General features: G+C 68.4%; 14 protein-coding genes. 7 read left to right on the forward strand and 7 right to left on the reverse strand.

Going from position 1 to position 19,003, the window contains the following annotated elements; translation table 11 throughout:
• Positions 1 to 5 precede the first annotated feature (5 nt).
• Together IPG50_04175 and IPG50_04180 are read right to left on the reverse strand one after the other, a co-directional pair.
• Positions 6 to 2,060, reverse strand: a complete 2,055-nt coding sequence (locus tag IPG50_04175; protein MBK6691385.1) for a DUF362 domain-containing protein — start codon at positions 2,058 to 2,060, stop codon at positions 6 to 8.
• Entirely contained in the window at positions 2,057 to 3,217 is a 1,161-nt protein-coding gene (locus IPG50_04180) for a hypothetical protein (GenBank protein ID MBK6691386.1), read from the reverse strand. Before IPG50_04180 ends, IPG50_04175 begins: the two co-directional genes overlap by 4 nt.
• 189 nt (positions 3,218 to 3,406) lie before the next feature.
• Between IPG50_04180 and IPG50_04185 the strand changes: the two genes are divergently transcribed.
• Positions 3,407 to 4,576 carry a hypothetical protein gene (locus IPG50_04185; protein MBK6691387.1) on the forward strand — a complete coding sequence of 390 codons (1,170 nt, stop codon included), beginning with the start codon at positions 3,407 to 3,409 and terminating at the stop codon, positions 4,574 to 4,576.
• A gap of 37 nt (positions 4,577 to 4,613) precedes the next feature.
• Here the strand turns inward: IPG50_04185 and dnaE are convergent, their stop codons facing one another.
• Together dnaE and IPG50_04195 are read right to left on the reverse strand one after the other, a co-directional pair.
• Entirely contained in the window at positions 4,614 to 8,249 is a 3,636-nt protein-coding gene (dnaE, locus tag IPG50_04190) for a DNA polymerase III subunit alpha (GenBank protein MBK6691388.1), read from the reverse strand.
• 28 nt (positions 8,250 to 8,277) lie between these two features.
• Positions 8,278 to 9,390: a hypothetical protein gene (locus IPG50_04195; GenBank protein ID MBK6691389.1), complete on the reverse strand. Its 1,113-nt coding sequence runs from the start codon at positions 9,388 to 9,390 to the stop codon at positions 8,278 to 8,280.
• Positions 9,391 to 9,521: 131 nt separating this feature from the next.
• On the opposite strand from IPG50_04195, the gene IPG50_04200 reads away from it, so the two are divergent.
• From IPG50_04200 to IPG50_04210, 3 genes are all read left to right on the forward strand, one after another.
• On the forward strand, positions 9,522 to 10,637 hold the full coding sequence (locus IPG50_04200; protein ID MBK6691390.1) for a hypothetical protein: 1,116 nt from the start codon (positions 9,522 to 9,524) through the stop codon (positions 10,635 to 10,637).
• Positions 10,638 to 10,643: 6 nt separating this feature from the next.
• The gene (locus IPG50_04205) at positions 10,644 to 11,282 is read left to right on the forward strand and encodes a dephospho-CoA kinase (GenBank protein ID MBK6691391.1); all 639 of its coding nucleotides are present in this window, start codon (positions 10,644 to 10,646) and stop codon (positions 11,280 to 11,282) included.
• A gap of 95 nt (positions 11,283 to 11,377) precedes the next feature.
• Entirely contained in the window at positions 11,378 to 12,847 is a 1,470-nt protein-coding gene (locus IPG50_04210; protein ID MBK6691392.1) for a sigma 54-interacting transcriptional regulator, read from the forward strand.
• Between the two features lie 130 nt (positions 12,848 to 12,977).
• On the opposite strand, the gene IPG50_04215 is transcribed toward IPG50_04210, so the two are convergent.
• The 3 genes from IPG50_04215 to IPG50_04225 all read right to left on the reverse strand — a co-directional run bounded on the left by IPG50_04215 (position 12,978) and on the right by IPG50_04225 (position 14,763).
• Complete coding sequence (locus IPG50_04215) at positions 12,978 to 13,601, reverse strand: hypothetical protein (protein MBK6691393.1); 624 nt, start codon at positions 13,599 to 13,601, stop codon at positions 12,978 to 12,980.
• The gene (locus IPG50_04220; protein MBK6691394.1) at positions 13,598 to 14,431 is read right to left on the reverse strand and encodes a class II glutamine amidotransferase; all 834 of its coding nucleotides are present in this window, start codon (positions 14,429 to 14,431) and stop codon (positions 13,598 to 13,600) included. Before IPG50_04220 ends, IPG50_04215 begins: the two co-directional genes overlap by 4 nt.
• 179 nt (positions 14,432 to 14,610) lie before the next feature.
• Positions 14,611 to 14,763 carry a hypothetical protein gene (locus tag IPG50_04225; protein MBK6691395.1) on the reverse strand — a complete coding sequence of 51 codons (153 nt, stop codon included), beginning with the start codon at positions 14,761 to 14,763 and terminating at the stop codon, positions 14,611 to 14,613.
• Positions 14,764 to 14,821: 58 nt separating this feature from the next.
• Here IPG50_04225 and IPG50_04230 point away from each other — a divergent pair, with 58 nt between their 5' ends.
• The 3 genes from IPG50_04230 to IPG50_04240 all read left to right on the forward strand — a co-directional run bounded on the left by IPG50_04230 (position 14,822) and on the right by IPG50_04240 (position 18,967).
• Positions 14,822 to 16,981 carry a hypothetical protein gene (locus tag IPG50_04230; protein ID MBK6691396.1) on the forward strand — a complete coding sequence of 720 codons (2,160 nt, stop codon included), beginning with the start codon at positions 14,822 to 14,824 and terminating at the stop codon, positions 16,979 to 16,981.
• A gap of 57 nt (positions 16,982 to 17,038) precedes the next feature.
• Positions 17,039 to 17,542, forward strand: coding sequence for a hypothetical protein (locus tag IPG50_04235; protein ID MBK6691397.1), 504 nt, complete (start codon positions 17,039 to 17,041; stop codon positions 17,540 to 17,542).
• 177 nt (positions 17,543 to 17,719) lie between these two features.
• Positions 17,720 to 18,967, forward strand: a complete 1,248-nt coding sequence (locus tag IPG50_04240; protein ID MBK6691398.1) for an efflux RND transporter periplasmic adaptor subunit — start codon at positions 17,720 to 17,722, stop codon at positions 18,965 to 18,967.
• Positions 18,968 to 19,003 lie beyond the last annotated feature (36 nt).

Raw genomic sequence — 19,003 nt, forward strand, 5'->3', positions numbered from 1 at the left:
GCACGTCACTCAAGGACGAGCGTGCCGAAGGCCTCGGGCACATGGAAATTGGGCTTCGGCGTTCGCGTAGGACTCCACGCGAGGTAGCGGCGCGGCGCCTTGCCCTCCATGCGGTAGAGGCCCACCGGCAGCCGCGCGCCGCGCTTGAGCGAGGCCTTGATATCCGAACTCCGTAGGGCCACCTCGATGATGGCGGTCCGCGGCGACGGTCCCAGCGTCGTAGCCACCGCGAGCCCCGAACTCCACGCGACGTTCGACACCTTCTTCGCGCGGTCCACCTCGAGGTCAAGGAAGTGCCCGTGCGGCCCCACCTCAACCTCGAAGTAACGTGTCCGCTGCGTCGCGTCGGGCGCGAGCATCAGCTCCACGCAGTCCTCTTCGTAGAGCTTCTCGCGCTCGACGCTCTTGTCGCGCGACAAGTCGGTGGACAGGCCCGCGTCATGAAGCGTAAACAGGGCATAGAGTCCGTGCTCGTCCCACGCGGCTCGAACCTCGGTCTTGATCCCCGTCGCAGCGCCGCTCCAGTCGGTGTCGAAGACCACCGGACTCGCCTTCGTCCACGGGGCGTCGGAGCCCTGCCCGTCGATGCGCGGAGCGGCGGAGGCGCGCACGGCGTGCAACTCGGGAAGTGCTGCCCCCGCGTCGCCGGTCGCGGACGCCGGCACCGCCGCCCGCGCGCGCGGCGGCGTCGAGGCGCTGCCGTCGGAGTGCAGGGAGAAGCCGCCCATGCCTTCGAGGTGCACGGGCCGCTTGCTTGCGAGGAGCGCGGCGCCGTCACCGGCGACGGGCGTCGCCGCCGCGAGGTCGATGGCGAAGCGCCCAGCCGCTACCTCAAGGAGCGGCGAGGTCTTGTGTCCCAAGAGCTCTCGCCCCAAGTCCGCGTTGTCCCAGAAGCCCAAGAGCTCCGCCGCGACGCGGTCGACGAGCACGGGATTGGTGCCGCCGACGACGAACTCTTCCTTCGACGGCCACTGCTTCCCGAAGCCGTCACCCCCCATCGCGGGGAGGCCCTCCGCCAGCACCGCGTCGGGCGCCTCGAGCTCGAGCACGTCAGCCATGCGCTCGGCGAAGAGCTCGAGCGCGGCCACGTATCGCTTGCGCGCGTCGGCGTCACCACGCTTGATGGCCTTGAGCGCATCGCCGAGCTCCCTGTGAGAGCGCCACTTCTGATGGAACGCGGGCTTCGCGTCGCTGTACTGAATCGTGCCCTGCATGCCCTTGATGGCCACGGAGAAGACCGAGAAGCGGTGCGCCTTGATCTTCGGCGCTGAAATGAAGAGACCACGCTCGAGATGGTCGGCGAGGACTTTCGGCATCAGCAACGTCGGCACATGCGTTTTCTGGAGCCCTTTGACGGCGAGCGGAAGGCCTGGCTTGTCGCCTTCGACGTCGAAGACGCCGTCGTCGTCGAGGGCCACGAGCCTTACGTTCTCCTCGCGGGCCAAGGCGTCGTAGCCAGTGGCCTTGACGAGGCGAACCCACTCGGCGTGGCCGTGACCGAAGCCGTCGGCGATGGTGATGGCGGCGTGACCGCGGGCCTTGAGGCAGCGAACGATGCCCCGCACGAACTCGCGGTCCGTGGTGCGCCCCACGACGCCATCGTCGCCGTCGTTCTTCGCCGGGTCCTTGAACCACTCCATGCCACCGAGGTTGGGCTTGATGAGCACCGGCGTTTCGGCGGCGCGTTTGGGGACCACCGCCGCGCAAAGCCGCTCGCCGAGCACCGCGCGCTCGTCGCCACCACCGCCGGCGCGAAGAATGGTAACCGGCGACCGATCCTTGGTGAGGCGCGCCTTGTGCGTTCGACGCAAGGCCTCGCCGTCGACCTCGCGCCCCGACGAGACGACCGGCGCTCCGGCGTCCCACGCCATCGTCGACGCGCCCGTGCCCACGTCTGCCGTGGCCCCAGCCGGCGGGAGGACACCCCTCGCCGCTGCCGACGGAGCCGCGGGCTCCTGCGCGATCGATGGGGACGAACCGCCCTCGCTACCTGGCCGTGGTGGCGCGCCCTTGCAGGCGAGCGGCAAGAGGGCACAGAGAAGCGCGGCCTTGAGCTTCAAGGCTCGCAGCAGATGGTCACGGGATTGGACGGCGTGACGGTGCCCGTCGGTGCGCCGCCGCTCGCGGGACACGTCACAGTGGGCGGCGTTGCCGTGGCCTTTAGGTAGTAGGCCGTGTCGGGATCGGTTCCGTTCGCGCGGTAGAGGCAAGTCCCGGCGCTTCGCGCCGTGGCGCAGTTGTCGGCGGAGCTGAGGGCCGTCACGTCGCACTGCGCCGCGTTGGGAGCGCCGCAGCCGCAGGTGCCGCAGTCGCGCGTGTCGGAGGCGGCCTTGTAGTAGAGCGCGCGGTTCGAGTACGGCGCGCCGGGGCAGCCGGCGATGTCGCCGTCTTTCGCGATGCAGAGCTTTGCGTTGAAGGGGGGCTCGGGCGTCTTCGAACAGACTCGGCCTGCGGTGCAGCCGGAGGTCGACGGTACCTGCGTTGTGCACGCAATGGCCGTCATGTTCCATGTGTAGCCGGGCTTGCTCGGCGTCGGCTTGGCCACCGTGGGCGCGCAGCTGCCGCCGGTCACGGCGGGCTTGCCGACCTTGACTCCGTTGGCCGCGTAGCCGTCGGGGTCGATGAGCGTGCCGTAGGACCAGTACTCGCAAGCGCCCGAGGTGAGCAGGCCGCCATTGCCCGTGCCCGCGCCAAAACAACCGCCGCGCGCGCCCTCGATGGGCACCTTCGCGCAGCCCGTTCCCGTCGCCGCGTTGCACGCGCACGCGGGACAGGTGGCGGCCGTGACGCCGGCGAGCCCCGAATACGCCGTGAGCACCTGCGTGACGGCGCCGCATGATGGCGCGCTCGCGAGGTTGCCTTCGTAGAGGCCAAAGGGCCCCGTCCACCCGGCGGGCGCGACGACGGCGCAGGAAAACCCCGCCGTCGCGCAGGTCGGAGGGGGCGGCGGACCGCTCGCCTCGAAGCCGTCAGGAGCGTCCATCGGATCGATGACCAAGGCATCGAGCGCGGCATCGACGACGGCGGCGAGGCCGTCGACCGACGATGCTGCATCGTGGCTCGCCGCCGCTGCGTCTAGCGTGACGAGCGCATCAAGGGCGTCGCCTGCATCCCCCGCCGCCTCGCCGCCTTGCAGGTCGCCGAGGCTGAAGCAGGCGATGACGGTGGCCGAGGCCGCCGAGGAGAGACAGACACCGACCGCGGCTCGCCAGCGCATCGCAGTTCAAGCTACCACGCCAACGCGGAATGTTTCGCGGCCTGCGTAGCGCACATTTGCGCACGCGAGCGCAAAGTGATGCCCCGACCCCGTGCTCTCTGCACGCGACGAGCGCTGGCGGAGCACGGTGCCGCTCGAGAGCTCCCACGCTCGGTATCCGCCGGGCGCGCTGCGCTATGCTGTTCGGCGATGCCCTCAATGCGCCGCCGCCTCCGCGAGCTCCTTGCGCTGGCCACGCTTGCCGCGCTGACCGCCTGCGGCACCCTCATCGGCTTCGACGACTTCACGGCGCCTCCGCCCAGCGAGCCAACCGACGCCACGACGGCGGAAGGGGCACCCCCGGGAGACGGAAGCAGCACTGCCGTCGCTGACAGCAGCGTGGCCGACGGTGCAGCCGCTGGCGACAGCCAGACGTCGCCCTTGCCATGCACGAGCCCCTTCACGGGGGGCTCGATGATCGTCCTCTACGGCGGGCGCCTTGGCGACGTGCAGCCGCTCGACGACGTCTGGACGTTCGACGGCACCACCTGGGCTTCTCAGCAGCAAGGGCCAAACCAGGTGACCCGTCACGCGATGGCCACGCGCGGAGCGCAGGCGGTCTCCTTCGGGGGAACTCACCTGGACGAGCAGCCGCACGACGACACGCAGCGGTTCTTCGCTGGGCCGAGGACCTGGGTCGCTTCCAGCCCTGCGCAGCGGCCGTCGCATCGCGCCGAGGCCGCCATGGCCCCCTTCGGCGACGAGCTCGTTCTCTTCGGCGGGACCGACGGAACCGCCTTCGGCGATACATGGCTGTCGGCGCCGACAGACGGCGGCGACCTCACATGGAACGAGGCAAAAAACACGGGCCCTGGGCCACGCCACGCCCACGCCATGGCGACGCTCCCGGAGGCCGGCACGTTGCTCTACGGTGGCCGACTCCAGGACAGTGGATTCGTCGAGGACACAGTGGTGTGGGATGGGCTCACTTGGCTCAAGCACGCTCACTTCACGACGGCCACCGACCACCCTAGCCGACGCGCCTATCACGCCATGGCGACGCTCGGTTGCAAGGTCATCATGTTCGGGGGCCTCGATGAATCGGGACCGCTCGGAGACACGTGGGAGTGGGACGGCCGCGTCTCGCCGAGCACGTGGGTGCGCAAGGCTCAAGGTCAGGCGGCGCCTACGCCCCGTTACGGGCACGCGATGGCCACGCTGAACGGCACGGTCATCCTTTTTGGAGGCCGCGACAAGAGCATGCACAACAGCGAGACCTGGACCTGGAACGGCAGCCGGTGGGACAACGTCACGAACAAGCTCGTAAGCACTCCTCCGCCGCCCCGCGCGCACCACGGGATGGCGGCCTACACGCAGTGACGGGCTGACGGCGAGCGCTGGTCCGGTGCCATCGCCGTCACCTTAGCTCCGCCGCACCGCTGCCAAAGAGCCGCTCGAGCCCCGACAAGAGCGGATCGCCCACCTCCACGCGATAGTCGCGCGAAAGCGCGAGCGTCGCTTCCGAGCCGTCGCTCAAGACGAGCGTCACGTCGACGCGCGTGTCGCCGGCGCGCTGCACGAAGAGATCGCGCATGGCCTTGAGGTGCTCGGGCTTGGCCCCGTTCTTCTCATGAATGCGAATGGCGAGGGCCTTCGTGTCCTCACGCACCATCGCTGAGAGGAGCTTCACGTCGTTCAAGAAGATGGTGGGCTCGCGGTTCACGTCATCGTCGCCCTCGGGAGCGTCTTCGTCGCGGCGTGGAAAGCTGACCTTGCCTTGCACCACGACGGGCTCGCCGCTCGTCAGCACGTGGGCGAAGTTTTCGATCTCCCGTCCCCTCACCTTCACGTTCACGCGGCCCGTGAGGTCTTCGAGCTCGAAGAACGCGATCTTGCCGCCGTTGTCGCGCAAGATCTTCTCGCGGTAGCCCTCGACCATGCCGGCGAGCTTCACCACGGCCCAGTCCTTCATGGTGGCGCAATCCGACGACGCGGCGAGCTCGAAGCGCGCGAACGAGCCCGCGCCTCTCAAGTACCTGTCGAGCGGGTGCCCCGAGACGTAGAAGCCCAGCGACTGGCGCTCGCGAACCAGAAGCTCCTTCTGGTCCCAAGGCTCGGCCTGCGCGTAGCCGCTCGACGCGGCCGCTGGTGCCCCCTTGCCGGCCGCTGGCGCCGCTGAGAAGAGCCCAAACAGCGACGTCTGGCCCACGTCACGATCACGACTCGCCGAGCGTGAGCGCTCGAGCGCCACGTCGATGCTCGCGAAGGCCCGCGCCCGAGAGATCCCTTCCGGTGCGAGCATCGTGTCGAAGGCGCCGCACTGCACCAGGGCTTCAAGCACGCCCTTGTTGATGCGCTTGGCGTCGACGCGCTCGGCGAAGTCGAAGAGATCCTTGAACGCGCCGCCCGCGCTCCGCGCTTCGAAGACCGCCTCGAGGGCGCCGCCGCCGACGCCGCGCACGGCGCCCAGGCCGAAGCGAATCTGCGGACCGAACTTGTCGCGAACGCGATCCTTCGAGCGGAGCCGCTTGTCACCGGCGGGGTTCGTGTAGACGACCTTGAAGTCGGTGTCGCTCTCGTTGATGTCCGGCGGCAGCACCGTGACGTTCATGGCGCGCGCGTCGGCGATGGTGCGGACCACCTTCTCGATGCGGTCCTTGTCGCTCGTCATGATGGCGCACAAGAGCTCCGCCGGGTAATGCGCCTTCAGGTACGCCGTCTGGTACGTGATGAGCGCGTAGGCCGCCGAGTGGCTCTTGTTGAAGCCGTAGCCAGCGAAATACTCGAGGAGGCCGAAGATGTTCTCCGCGTCGGCGTCGGAGACGCCCTTGGCCTTGGCGCCGTCGACGAAGAGGCTCTTCTGCTTGGCCATCTCCTCGGGCTTCTTCTTGCCCATGGCGCGGCGGAGGAGATCGGCGCCGCCGAGCGAATAGCCCGCGAGCGCCTGGGCGATCTGCATGACCTGCTCTTGGTAGACGATGACGCCGTAGGTCGGCACGAGCAGATGGTCGACGAGCGCGTGCATCGTCTCGACCTTGGCGCGGCCGTGCTTGCGGTTGACGAAGTCGGCGACCATGCCGGTGCCGAGAGGCCCAGGCCGGTAGAGCGCCACGGCGGCGACGATGTCTTCGAAGCTGTCGGCGCGCAGATCCTTGAAGAGCTGCTGCATGCCGCTCGACTCGAGCTGGAAGACGCCCTTCGTTTCACCCGACCCGAGCAGTTGGTACGTGGGCTTGTCATCGAGCGGCAGCGCCGCCAAGTCGAAGGGCGCGACGCCTTTGTGGTCGGGTCGCTCGTCGATGAGCTTTTGGGCGATGTCGATGACCGTGAGGGTCTTTAGCCCCAAGAAGTCGAACTTGACGAGGCCCGCCTGCTCGACGTCGTCCTTGTAGTACTGCGTGACGTACGCGCCGCTCTTCTCGTCGCGGAAGACCGGCACGTGCTCCCACAGAGGGCCTTCGCTGATGACGATGCCGGCGGCGTGTTTACCAGCGTGGCGTGTGAGCCCTTCGAGCTTCCGTGACTGGTCGAGGAGCTCCTTGATCTGCGGCTCGGTCTCGTAGCGAGCCTTGAGCTTCGGCTCGATGTCGAGGCTCTCGCCGATGGTGTACGTCTCGGCGGGCGTCTTGCGCGGGATCAGGTTGGCGACGGCCTGCGCGTCGATGGGCGTGATGCCCATGCAGCGGGCCACGTCTTTGATGACGCTCTTGGCCTTGAGCTCGGCGAAGGTGGCGATCTGACCGACGCTCTCTTCGCCGTATTTTTGCTGCACGTACGCGATGACCTGATCGCGCCGGTCCATGCAGAAGTCGACGTCGAAGTCCGGCATCGACACGCGCTCGGGGTTCAAGAAGCGCTCGAAGAGGAGGTTGTACGGGATGGGATCGAGATCGGTGATCCGCATCGAGTAGGCCACGATGGATCCGGCGCCGGAGCCACGGCCCGGCCCTACGGGAACGCCGACCTCCTTCGCATGACGAATGAAGTCCCAGACGATGAGGAAGTAGCCCGGGAACTTCATCTTCGCGATGACGTCGAGCTCCATCTCGAGGCGCTTCTTGTAAGCGTCGCGATCGAACTTCTTCCCCTGCGCCTCGCCTTCCTTGAAGCGGCGCTCGAGGCCCTCCCGCGCCACGTGACGGAAGTAGCCCTCCGTGTCGTAGCCCTCGGGGACCTTGAAGTTCGGGAGCATGGGCTCACCGAGCTTGAGCTTCACCTTGCACTTCTCGGCGATGGCGAGCGTGTTCTTGAGGGCCTCGGGCCACGCGGAGAAGAGCTGCGTCATCTCGGCCGGCGACTTCAGGTACATCTCGCTGGAGCCGTGGTGCCGCTCCTTGGCTTCGGCGTACGAGCGCCCATTCTTGATGCAGGAGAGGTAGAGGTTCGCCTCCGAGTCCTCACGCGCCGGGAAGTGGACGTCGTTGGTGGCGACGAGCGGAAGATCAAAGCGCTTGGCCAAGTCGGCGAGGAGGCCGTTGACGACGGGCTGCTCGACGAGGCCGTGGTCTTGAAGCTCTACGTAGAGCGAACCCGGCTCGAGGATCTCCTTCAAGCGCCCGAGCATCTCGGCGCCCTTGCCCTCGCCCTCTTCCAAGATGCGCATCGGCACGAGACCGCCGAGGCAGCCGGTCATGGCGACGAGGCCTCCCTTGTGGGCCTCCAAGTCTTCGAGCGTGATGGCCAGCGAGCCGGGCGGGCTACCCTCCGCCGGCGCGATGTGACCCTTGGAGACGAGATGAACGAGGTTCTTGTAGCCGTCGGGGCTCGCCGCGAGCAGCGGCAGGTGACGACTGTGCCCTCGATCGAAGACGTCGACCTCGGCGCCGAGGATCGGCTGCACGCTCGCGTCCTTCGCCGCCTTGTAGAACGTGATGGCGCCGAACATGTTGGCGTGATCGGTGACGGCCACGGCCTTCATGCCGCCCTTGGCGACGCGCTTGACGAGGTCTTTGACCTTCACGGCGCCGTCGAGCATCGAGTACTGCGTGTGCACGTGCAGGTGCACGAACTCGGGCCCGCTTGAAACCGGTGCTGTGGACGCGTCGTCCGCCATGGCTGACATCTCGTAACACGACTCGAGGTCACCCTCCCGACTTCCGTAGGGCGCACGAGAGCACGCGACGAACCTCTACTTTGAAGCGCGAAGAATGGCGTGAATGCTCGGCGGGACCTTCGTCGTCGTCAGAAGATGCCTCGCGCGCTAGCCGAGAGCTCATGGACCGGACCGGGCCTCCAAGGACCACCGCGGCGCCGCCATCGAGGGGCACGGCGCTAAGCGCCGGCGCGGCGGAGTTGCCGAAGTAGAGGCAAACGTCGTCGACCGTGAAGAGTTCCGCTCTCGGCGCCACCGAGCGACTCGCCCCACCATTGGCCGAGACCGCTCGAATATCGGTCTCATTGAGCCAATAGACGTCGCCCCACGCACCGCGATGGGCCGACCGGCGCCGCGCCCCGTCCGTCGCCTCGAAGAGCGTCGCGACGTTCCCCCGCCCGAACTTGAGAATGCGTCGGCTCGACGCCGCCATGTAGACGGAGACCCCGTCCGTGATCAGGCCGAGCGCGGAACTCGCTCCGAGGGCCGAGTCCTTGAAGAGCACGTCAAGCCCGTAGTCAGCTCGGGGGACGGCGAAGCCAACCTCGACGCCCGGCCCCGGGCCCGGGAAAGCCACGACGGCCAGCTTCGCGACGCCCGGCCCGTACCGTTCGGCGGCCGGGGCTGCTCGGTTCACGAAGGGCGGATTGTCGAGCGTTGAGAGGGCCTTGCCCACCTTCCGAAAGACCACGTCGGACGGGCCGGATGCGACGTACCAGATGGTGCGTTCTTCGGGGTCGGGCCAGACAAGCCGGATGGCTTCGCCGGAGAGCGTCTCAATCGAGCGGCGCACGAGGGGGCCACCCGCGGAGGCCGTCCACGAGGAGAGTTTCGTGGCCCCGCTGGAAAGCTCCTCAACGAAGTAGGCGCCCTCGTCGTCGGTGATGAGCAAGCGCGGGGTGCCCTCGAGGGCGAGGTCCACGGCGACCGCATCGAGCGCACACGGTCGCCCGGCTTCGGGGAAGAATGCAACGTCGCCGCTTGCGTTGCTCGCATCGGTCGTCGCGTTGGCTTCGGGGCGGTCGGTCACCTCCGCGAGCAAGAGCTGGCAAGCAGCCACCCACGGCAAGGCCGTCAGTGCGAAGACACGGCGGACGAGCACGCTCGGATCCTACCCCAGGGCGCGCATGAGGCGACCGGTTTCACCCGCAAATAGGCCTCTCTGCGCGCGCCCGCGCTTGCCGTTCGACATGAGCGCTCGTAAGGTTCGCGGCGCTTTCTGGGAGGACATCGATGAAGCACCGCCACATCCTTTCGCTTGTCACTTGCTCGCTCACGCTGGGCGCCCTTGCCGCCACCTCGCTGCCGGCCTGCTCCTCCTCGGAAACGACCCCATCGACGGCGACCGTGAAGAAGGCGCCGGCGCGCCCCGCCGCGCCCGCCACCACCGAGACGTCGACGCGAACCTTCGCCGTCAAGCAGCTCTTCTTGGGTGACGCCCCGCGCACCGGCGCGCCGACGAGCACAGCGTGGAAGAAGTTTGGCTACGACCTCGATGGCAAGACGTCGACGCAGGCGTCCACGGACGTGTGCAAACCGCCGGCCGGCGGAGAGAACGTCGCCCGTGAAGACGGCGACCAAGGCATCGACAACTCCTTCGGTCGAAACCTCATGCAGACGATCATCGGCCTCAGCCCGTCGGCGGCGACCGATGTGCAGACGCAGCTCGTCAACGGCTCCTTCACCCTGCTCTTGTCGGTGACCGGCCTCTCGGACGACCCGAAGCAAACGGCAACGGGCCTCAAAGGCTTCATGAACGCTGGCGGTATCTTCGATCCGTCGGGGCAGACCAAGCCGAACTTCGGCGACAAGGCCCTCGATTGGCCCGTTCAGGGCGACCTCCTCGCCGACGCCAAAGACCCCAAGTCGTCGCGCGTGAAGTTCGGCGACGCCTACATCGCCGGCGGCACCTGGGTGAGCGGCAGCGACTCGGTCATCTCGCTCACGCTCAACGTCGGCGGCCGCGCCCTCGGGCTCAACATCACCAAGGCGCAGGTCACCTTTGAGCACTCGGCGCCCAACGTGGCGTCGGGCGGCGTCATCGCGGGCATACTCAACACCAACGAGCTCATCGCTGCGCTCGCGCCGTCGTTGGCTCGTCTCGACCCGAAGCTTTGCTCCGCCGACAAGGCCTCGGCCATCACCGACACGATCCGCGGCTACTCCGACATCCTGACGGACGGCACGCAGGACCCGAGCAAGGACTGCAACGGCATCTCCATTGGTCTCGGCTTCGAGGCCGTCGAGGTTGCGAACCCGACGAAGGTCGCGCCCACCGAGCCGGCGCCGCCGGACCCCTGCACCGATCCCGGCGACGCGGGCGCGAAAGACGCGGCGCAGGGCGGCTGAGTCTCTGTGCACGTCTTCGGACTCACCGGCGGTCTCGCCTCCGGCAAGAGCACCGTCGGCGCCCTCTATCGATCGATGGGCGTCCCCGTCGTCGATGCCGACCTCGTTGCGCGCGAGGTCGTCAAGAAGGGTCTGCCCGCGCTGGCAGAGCTCGCGGCCGCGTTCGGGGCTGACGTGCTCCGCTCCGACGGCGACCTCGACCGGGTGGTGCTCGCGCGCCGCGTCTTCGGCGACGCCGAGGCCAAGGCGAAGCTCGACGCCATCATGCACCCCAAAATCCGCGCCCGCAGCGCCGAGTTGCTCAAGGCCCATGCCGACAGCGGCGAGCCGCTCGCCTGCTACGAGGCGGCGCTCCTCGTGGAGACCGGCATGGCCGACGCGTTTCGCCCGCTGGTGGTGGTGGCGGCGCGCCCCGAGCTCCAGCTCGCGCGCGCCATGGCCCGCGACGGCGAGGACACGGAGGCCGTAAAGCGACGCCTCGCCTCGCAGATGCCGCTCGAAGCCAAGGTGGCCGTCGCAGACTTCGTCGTCGAGAACAACGCCGACGAGGCCGCCCTCAAGGCCGCCGCCGAGGGCGCGCTCCTGGCGGTCTGCGCCCGCGTCGGCGTGGACGGCGCGCGCTACGGCCTCGCGACAGCCCGGTAGCGCGTTGCTCCGTCCAATCGAAGCTCGCGAGCCATCGCCCGCGAGGCCCGCTTCCGTGGTTCCGCCACCGGCCAATTCCCGTTACATTTCCGATCATGGTGACCAGCGCGACCGGCAAGTTGCGCACCGGCGTGGCCTCGGCTTACGAGGATGAGGGCGCGCGCGAGCGGACGCGAGGCCCCGAGACCTACCCCGGTCTCGTGCTGCTCTACGCGCCGAACTACGAGCAGTACCGCTCGGCGTACCTGCTCGACCGGCCCGAAGCGATCATGGGCCGTGACGCGGCCAACCACATCTTCATTCCCGACCAAGCCGCGAGCCGCCAGCACGCGCGCATCTCGCAAACGGCCGAAGGCTGGACGCTGACGGACCTGTCGAGCCGCAACGGGACGATGATCGCCGGCGCCTTCGTGACGGAGCGGGCGCTCTCACACCTCGATGAGATTCGCGTCGGCGATGCGATCTTCAAGTTCGTCGACACGGGCGCCGAACGCTTCACGGGCTACCGCATTGACGGCACCGTCTTCGGCGAGCGCCGCGCGAAGCTCTTGACGGAGCTAGTCGGCGGAGCGCAGATCGACGGGCTCGCCGCCGACATCGAGCGCATCGCCCCGACGGAGCTATCGTGCATGATCCTCGGCGAGACCGGCACGGGGAAGGAGGTCGTGGCGCGCGGCCTTCATCGCGCGTCGGGTCGCCGCGGCGGCTTCCAAGCGATCAACTGCGCCGCGATCCCGCAGAACCTCCTTGAGAGCGAGCTCTTCGGATACCGCCGCGGCGCCTTCTCGGGAGCCGACCGCGACAAGCCCGGCCTCATAAAGTTGGCCGACGGGGGCACGCTGTTCTTGGACGAGATCGGCGACATGCCGCTCGACGCGCAAGCGAAGCTCCTCCGCGTCCTCCAGTCGCGAGAGGTATTTCCCTTGGGCGGCACGACGGCGGAGCGCGTCGACATCCGCGTCGTCTGCGCGACCCACCGCGACCTCTACGCCTTCGTTCAATCGGAGCGCTTTCGCGGCGACCTCTTCGCGCGGCTCAACGATCACGCGGTGACGTTGCCGCCGCTGAGGAGCCGCAAGGAGGACATCTACCTGCTCGCGAAGAGCTTCGCGGGGCGCTACGGACACCCAGGCCTCGCGGTCTCCTTCTCGGCGATGGTGGCCATGTTGCACTACGCCTGGCCCTTCAACGTGCGCGAGCTCGAGAGCTGCATCAAGCGTGGCATCGCCCTCGGCGGTGGCGTCGTCCTCGACGTGACCCATCTGCCAGAGGCGATCACCGCGCAGATGAAGGCCTACGGCGATCGGAAGCGTCCGAGCGGCAGCGCCGGGAGCATCCCTCCTGCGGGCCCCGACGCCTCGCAACCGCCGCCGTCGGTGGCTCACCCCGGCGCCGACCAAGCAGGCGCACGACCGAGCGCGCCGCCCACGGAGGTCGAGCTGCGCAACCTCCTGGAGCGTCACCAGGGAAACGTCGCCGCCGTGGGGAGAGAGCTCGGCAAGGAGCGCATGCAGATCCACCGATGGCTCAAGCGTTTCGGCATCACCCTCGACAAGTATCGCTAGTGTCCTGGTCAAGTTCGCTCGCCGAATGTCGCGCCCCTCGTCGAGCGAGGCGCGCGAATTCGTCAGTCAAAGTCACAAGTGTACTCGGTTCCTGTCCTTGTTCGGCGTGGTGAATCTCTGATTCACCACACTAGCGCGCCGCGGGGCCTTCCAGCAGCGTCACGAGCTTTAGTCTGCCGGCCTCGACGCGCACGACGAAGACGACCGTGTCGTCGAAGACCTTCTCGCCGCCGGCGCGCAAGGGAGGCATCGTGACGCGCACGAAGAGATCGACGTCGCGCATGGCGTCGAGGCGCTTCTTTCCGAGGGCCTCCAGCTCCGCTCTGGTGAAGCGCTCGATGTGGTCCAAGGTCGCGATGTCGGCCGGCGAGAGCTTCGTCGCGTCGACGCTGCGGTAGCGACTCGCGAGGCTATCGATGAGGGCGTCGCGGTTCCCGTAGGCGGCGCCGGCCTCAAGGCGCACGGCGCCTTCCGCGACGAGCGCTGCAAGGGCGCCGCGATCACGGCGCCGAAACGCGTCGAAGAAGCCAAAGACGAAGTCCCGCACCGCTTCGTCGGGCGCTGGCTCGGCGAGCGCAACCAAGGTCCCCGACAGCGCCACGGGCATGACCGGCGGCGGCGCCGTGGGCGTCTCGAGGACGACGCCATCGGGAACGCGAGCAAGTGGCGCCTTGTCCGCAACGACGGGCGGCGGCGTGGCACCACACCCCAACCCGAGCGCGCAAAACGTGGCGAGCGCTCGCGCGGCGATCACAGCGGTTCGTGAACCGGCGAGGTGTCGCGGGCGAGCGTGACGAGGGACCGAGGCGGCAACGCACGGAAGCGAGCACCTTCGGGCGCACCGCCGTCGAAGTCGCTCGCGATGAGGACGAAATGCATGCTCGCGAGCTCGGGCGCGCGGCGGCGGAGGCCGATGTCGTCGCCGATGAGCATGTCGGCGTCGCCCTTGCCGGCGATCTCCAACGTGGCCATCGGCGCGCCCGCATGCATCGCCACCATGTGTTCGCCGTTCGTCATCAAGATGTTGAGCGCGACGTCTCCGCCACCGACCTCTGACATCATCGCGTCGAGCATGGCCTTCGTCGACCTTAGGGCGCTGCACACGGCGCGCGGGTCGACGGACGAATCGGCGAGCCTGCCGGCGTCGTGCAAGAAGGAGAGCACCACGTGAAACACGATCTCCGCGTCGGTCTCGCCGCGAATGTCTCCCCGCAGAAAGTCCGGGACGTTGAGCAAGAGCCGCTCCCGGAGCACGTCGAACGACGGCACCGTGCCGGTCTGCGCGAAGAGCCATTGGCGGTAGCGGAACGGGTGCGTGTTCTCGGTGCTCAGCGCGCCGACCGTCGCGTTGCGCACGTGGCCGAGGGCCACGTCAGTCCGCAGATCGCCGGCGTTCTGCGCGACATCGATGATCTCACGCTCGTCGATGGGGCGACGCCGCATGAGGACTTCGCCCCCTTGATAGAAGCCGATGCCCCAGCCCATAGGTCCTCGCGCCTTTACGCGGAGCGCCGGCGCTTCGTGCGCGAGAACTCGACTGGCGAGATCCGCGCGATTGCCGATGAGACCGAAGAGACGTGCCATGGGTTTCCTTCTGGCCCGGACAGCCGGACCGCCTCCTTCACCTTACGGACAACGAAGGGGTAGGCGCTACTTCGGAGCGCGAAAAGGTGGGACAAGGAGCCGAGACGTCAATTTGGTCGTTGACGAGCCCCGGGAGCCGATTTCCTGCTGCCGCCTCCAGCCGCACGGGCCGCCGAAGCCTAGCCAAGGCCCGCGTCTTTCTTGGCACGTGCGATGATGGCCTCCGTGCGAACGCGAACGCGGCGCTCCAGCTCCCTCGCGAAGGCGCGCACAAGAGTGGGTGATGCGGCGGCGATCACCAGAACGACGGCCCAGAGGGGAACCTTGTCCACGCCGCTCCTTGTGCCATAACGGTGCTTCGTTCGCACGGTCCTTGCGCTCGCCGCCGCGTTGCTCGCCATCGTGCTCGCCTGCCCCAAACTCGCCGCCGCAGAGGATGCGGCGGTCTCGCTCACCTACCGCGTCGGCGCCGCGCTCGACCACGAGCAGCGCGTGGTGCGCTCGCGGGGCGTCATCGTCATGGACCACGTCGGGCGCGACGAGAGAGACGCAATCCCTATCTGGCTCTACGGAGATCGACTCCAGAAGGCTCCGCCTTCGTTGACCGACGCCAGCTACGAGCGCCTGTTTCCTTACGGCGTCTCGCGCGGCGGCTACCGGCACGTTCGCCTTCACCTCGCCGGCTGCGACGCGATCACGCCGACCGACGAGCCGATCTCCTCCGTGCGCGGGCGAATCGTGCTGGTGCCCGTCTGCAAGACCGCCACGCGCCCGTACACCGTGGAGTTCGAGGCCGACCTCGCCCTGCCCCAGCGCTATGGCACCCTCGGTCACACGAGCGGCGCCACCATGCTCGCCGATCCGTTTTATCCGCTGGTCCTCGACCGGACGGCGGGGACGCCGCTCCGCGGGCGCCACGTGGTCGACTTCAGGACGAACCGCGGGCTCATCGCGTCGGCGGTGGGCGTCGCGTCGAACGGCGCGCTCTTAATCGACCAACCGGGCGTCTCGCACGCGCCGGTGACGATTCTCGACGGCGCGCACGTGCACGAGGAAGTCTTCGCCGGCGTGCGCGTCACGCTCGTCACCACGAGCCCCCCCAGCCGCGCCGAGCCGGAGCGGACGGCCGACGGGCTCGAGCTCCGCGACGTTTGGGAGGTCGACACCACGGGCTCCTTGCTCTCGCTTGTTCGCCGCGCCGTCGGGCTGCTGAGGCGCCTCGGCTTTACCGGTTCGGCGAGCGCGGCCGATCCAACGCGTACGATGGCGTCTCGACTCGTCTTGGTCGAAGGGCCCGAACGGGAGCGACTCGCGGCAGAGCTTCCGGGCATGGTCGTGACCTCGGACCGTGCCTTTCGTCTCTTGCCGCTGTCGCGTGTTCAGCGATTTCACGAGCTCGCGATCTTGCGCCGCATCTTCGCCGCGCTCGTCGCCGACCGCGTCGAGAGGTCGGAACCGCTCGCGGACCGCCACTGGGTGAGCGACCTCGACGCCATGTTGCTCGTCGACCTCCTCGTAGGCCTCGAAGAAGGCGGCCGCGACCGGGCCGAGGATCTGCTCGGCTTCGCGAGCTTTCACCCGGCCGTGGATCAGTTGCTCTACGCGCCCAAGGTCGCCTTCAAGAGCGCCTACTTTCATGACATCGAGGAGCGCGACCCCGATCGCGACGGCGCCGACCGCGCCGCCAATAGCCGCCCCTTCGGCCACTTGATCCTCGAGAAGCTTCGCGACCGCGTGGGCCCTCGCCTCGGTGGAGCTCTCTCCGAACACCTGCTCCGCGGCACGCCGCTCAAGGCCTCGGTGGCCAAGGTTCACACGGAGAGCCTTGACGTGTTCTTTCGCACTTGGCTCGGCCCGACGCCGCGACTCGCGTACCGCATCGCGTCGGTCACGAGCGAACCGTCCGGTTCGCTCCTTCGACATAGGGTGCGCGTCGAGCGGCTCGGCGACACGAGCGTGGCCGAGCCCGTCGTCGTCGAGCTCAAAGACGCGGCTGGCGCTAAGGCTCGCCTCGTTTGGGATGGCCCGGGCAGCGAAGGCGTCGTCGATTGGTCCTCGCAAGCGCCGCTCGAAGACGCGACCGTCGACCCCGACGGTCGACTCATTCAAGCCCCCGAGCTGGCGCGCGACCACCCGCGCTTCGACGACGAGCTGCGCCACTCCTGGCGACCGCCCATCTTGAGCACCTTCGCGGTCTCGCTCTCCGTGACCGAGAAGCGCCCCGACGCGGCCATCGACTTCGTCCTCAAGCGCCGCTACGACGTGCGCCAGTGGTTCGGCGTGACGGCCGCGGCGGCGGCCCGCGGCGTCGCTGGACGGCTGCGGTACGCCCGCGGCATTGGCCCGATGCGTGACCTCAACGCCACCCTCGGCGCCGTCGTCGTGGGCGTCTCCGCCTTGCGCTCCGACAACGGGTTCGGCGGGAGCAGCGCGGCCGTCACGGAGGTCGACGTCGGCGCGAGCGTGGTCTGGGACATGCGTCTCGATGGCGTAAGCCCGCAGCGCGGCTGGGGCGTCGGCGCGTCCATCTTTGGCGGCGCGGTCCGATAGGATCGCTCCGGCGCTCGCGACGCGCCGACCGACGCGAGCGTTCACCCGAGCGCGACCTTGGCCGTCCGCGGCGAAGCGGTGCACGCGCTCCATCCAAAACACGTGCTCGCGGGCGCCGTTGGCGCCGGAGCGACCGTGTGCCCCGCGTTGGCGCAGCAGCTCCAAGCGCTGAGCCAGCGGCGCGTCCTCCGCGCCTACGCGGCCGACGAGCTCATTGGCTGCAGCACCGCCTACGCAATTCTCGAATACCGCCTCGGCCTGATCTCGGGCCTGTACTGGAACGCCGCCCACCTCGCGCGCTTCAAGGGGCTTCAACTCGTGCCCTTCGCCGCGGGGGGACTCCTCTCGTCGCGCAGCGACGCGCTCTTTGATCGCTTCTTCGGCGAGGTTGGTGGCGGCCTCCGCGCGCTGGTCGATTGGGGCGGGGTGCAGCCGGGACTGTTCGCCGTTGACGCCGGTTGGCCGCTCTCGCGTTGTTCCAACACTTACGTGGATTCGAGCGGCCTCTTGCAGCGCCGCCCGCCGTTCGGCTTGTACCTCTCCTTCGACCAGGCGTTCTGACGAGCAACTCGCGGACGTCTGCCTTCCGCTCCGATAGAAATACGGTCAGCGGCGGCCGCCGAGGCAAGGCGCGACGCGGGGCTCAATGGAACCGCGCAGGTCCTTGATTCTTGGACTGAAGCGGTGTGGTTCGCTCCCGCCGTGGAACACCCATCGGCACCGTGGTATGAGGCCCGCGTGAGCGATCCCCTGAGCCGCGATCTCGCCTCTCTTCGCATCGAACGCGACGCGCCCGCCGCCGCCTCCGCCTCGGGCTCGAGCGGCTCGCGCAAAGCCATCGTCGTCGTCCTCGGACTCGCCGCCCTTGGCGCCGCCGCCTACTTCGGCGTCGAAGCGACGAAGGATCGCGTCTTCAAGCCCAGCATCGCCACGACGGAGGTCCTCCTGGTCTCTCCGGCGCAAGCCGAGATCACTGTCACGTCGTCGGGGTACGTCGTGCCGCAGACCACGTCGAAGATCGGCGTGAAGGTTCCGGGACGCGTGAAGTCCGTCGCCGTCAAAGAGGGCGACATCGTCAAGGCCGGTGACGTCGTCGCTGTGCTCGACGAAGAAGACCAAAAGAGCATCATCGCGACAGCCAACGCGCGCGTCGCGGCGGCACGCGCGCGGGTGCTCACCGCCAAGGCCAACGTGGCTGAGGTTGCGCAGCAAGCCACTCGCCAGAAGGCGCTCGTCGAGAGCGGCGCCGTCGGGCGCGCCACGTTCGAGGACCTCGAGGCGCGGCGCGTCGCGCTCGCCGAGGTCGTTCGCGCCGCTGAAGCCGAGGTGGCGGCGGCGCAAGCAGAGGTAGAGGCGCTCCGCGTCGGGCTCAAGGATCGCACGGTCACCGCGCCCATCGGCGGCACTGTCATCGGCAAACCCATCACCGTGGGCGAGACCGTCGGCGCGAGCTTCTCGCAGGGCGGCGTCACGCCGGTCGCCGAGATCGTCGACATGACGAGCCTGCTCGTCGAGACCGACGTCCCGGAGGCTCGCCTTCACCTCGTCAAGCTGGGAGCGCCCGGCGAGATCGTGCTCGACGCGTACCCGGCCAAGCGCTACCGCGGCGAGGTCGTCGAGCTGGGAAAGCGCATCAACCGCGCGAAAGCCACCGCCCTCGTGAAGGTGAAGTTCAAAGACACGCTCGAGGGCGTCCTGCCGGAGATGAGCGCGCGGGTGAGCCTCCTCCAAAAGGAGATCGACGCGGCGGCGCTGAAAGAGGCCCCCAAACGGGTCGTCAGCGCCGACGCCATCGCCGACCGGGGCGGCGGCAAAGCGCTCTTCGTCGTCGAGAGCGGCAAGCTGCGGCTCTTGCCTATCAAGGTCGGCGCACCCATGGGTCCGAACGTCGAGCTGCTCGACGGCCCAGCGCCGGGCACCCGTGTGGTCCAAAAGCCCGGGGCCACGCTCATCGACGGTCAGCGAATCAAGGAGGACGGCACGTGACGGAAGCCACTCAAGCGACGGAAGAGCCCAAGGGCA

The sequence above is a fragment of the Myxococcales bacterium genome, assembly GCA_016703425.1.
GTDB lineage: Bacteria > Myxococcota_A > Polyangia > Polyangiales > Polyangiaceae > JADJCA01.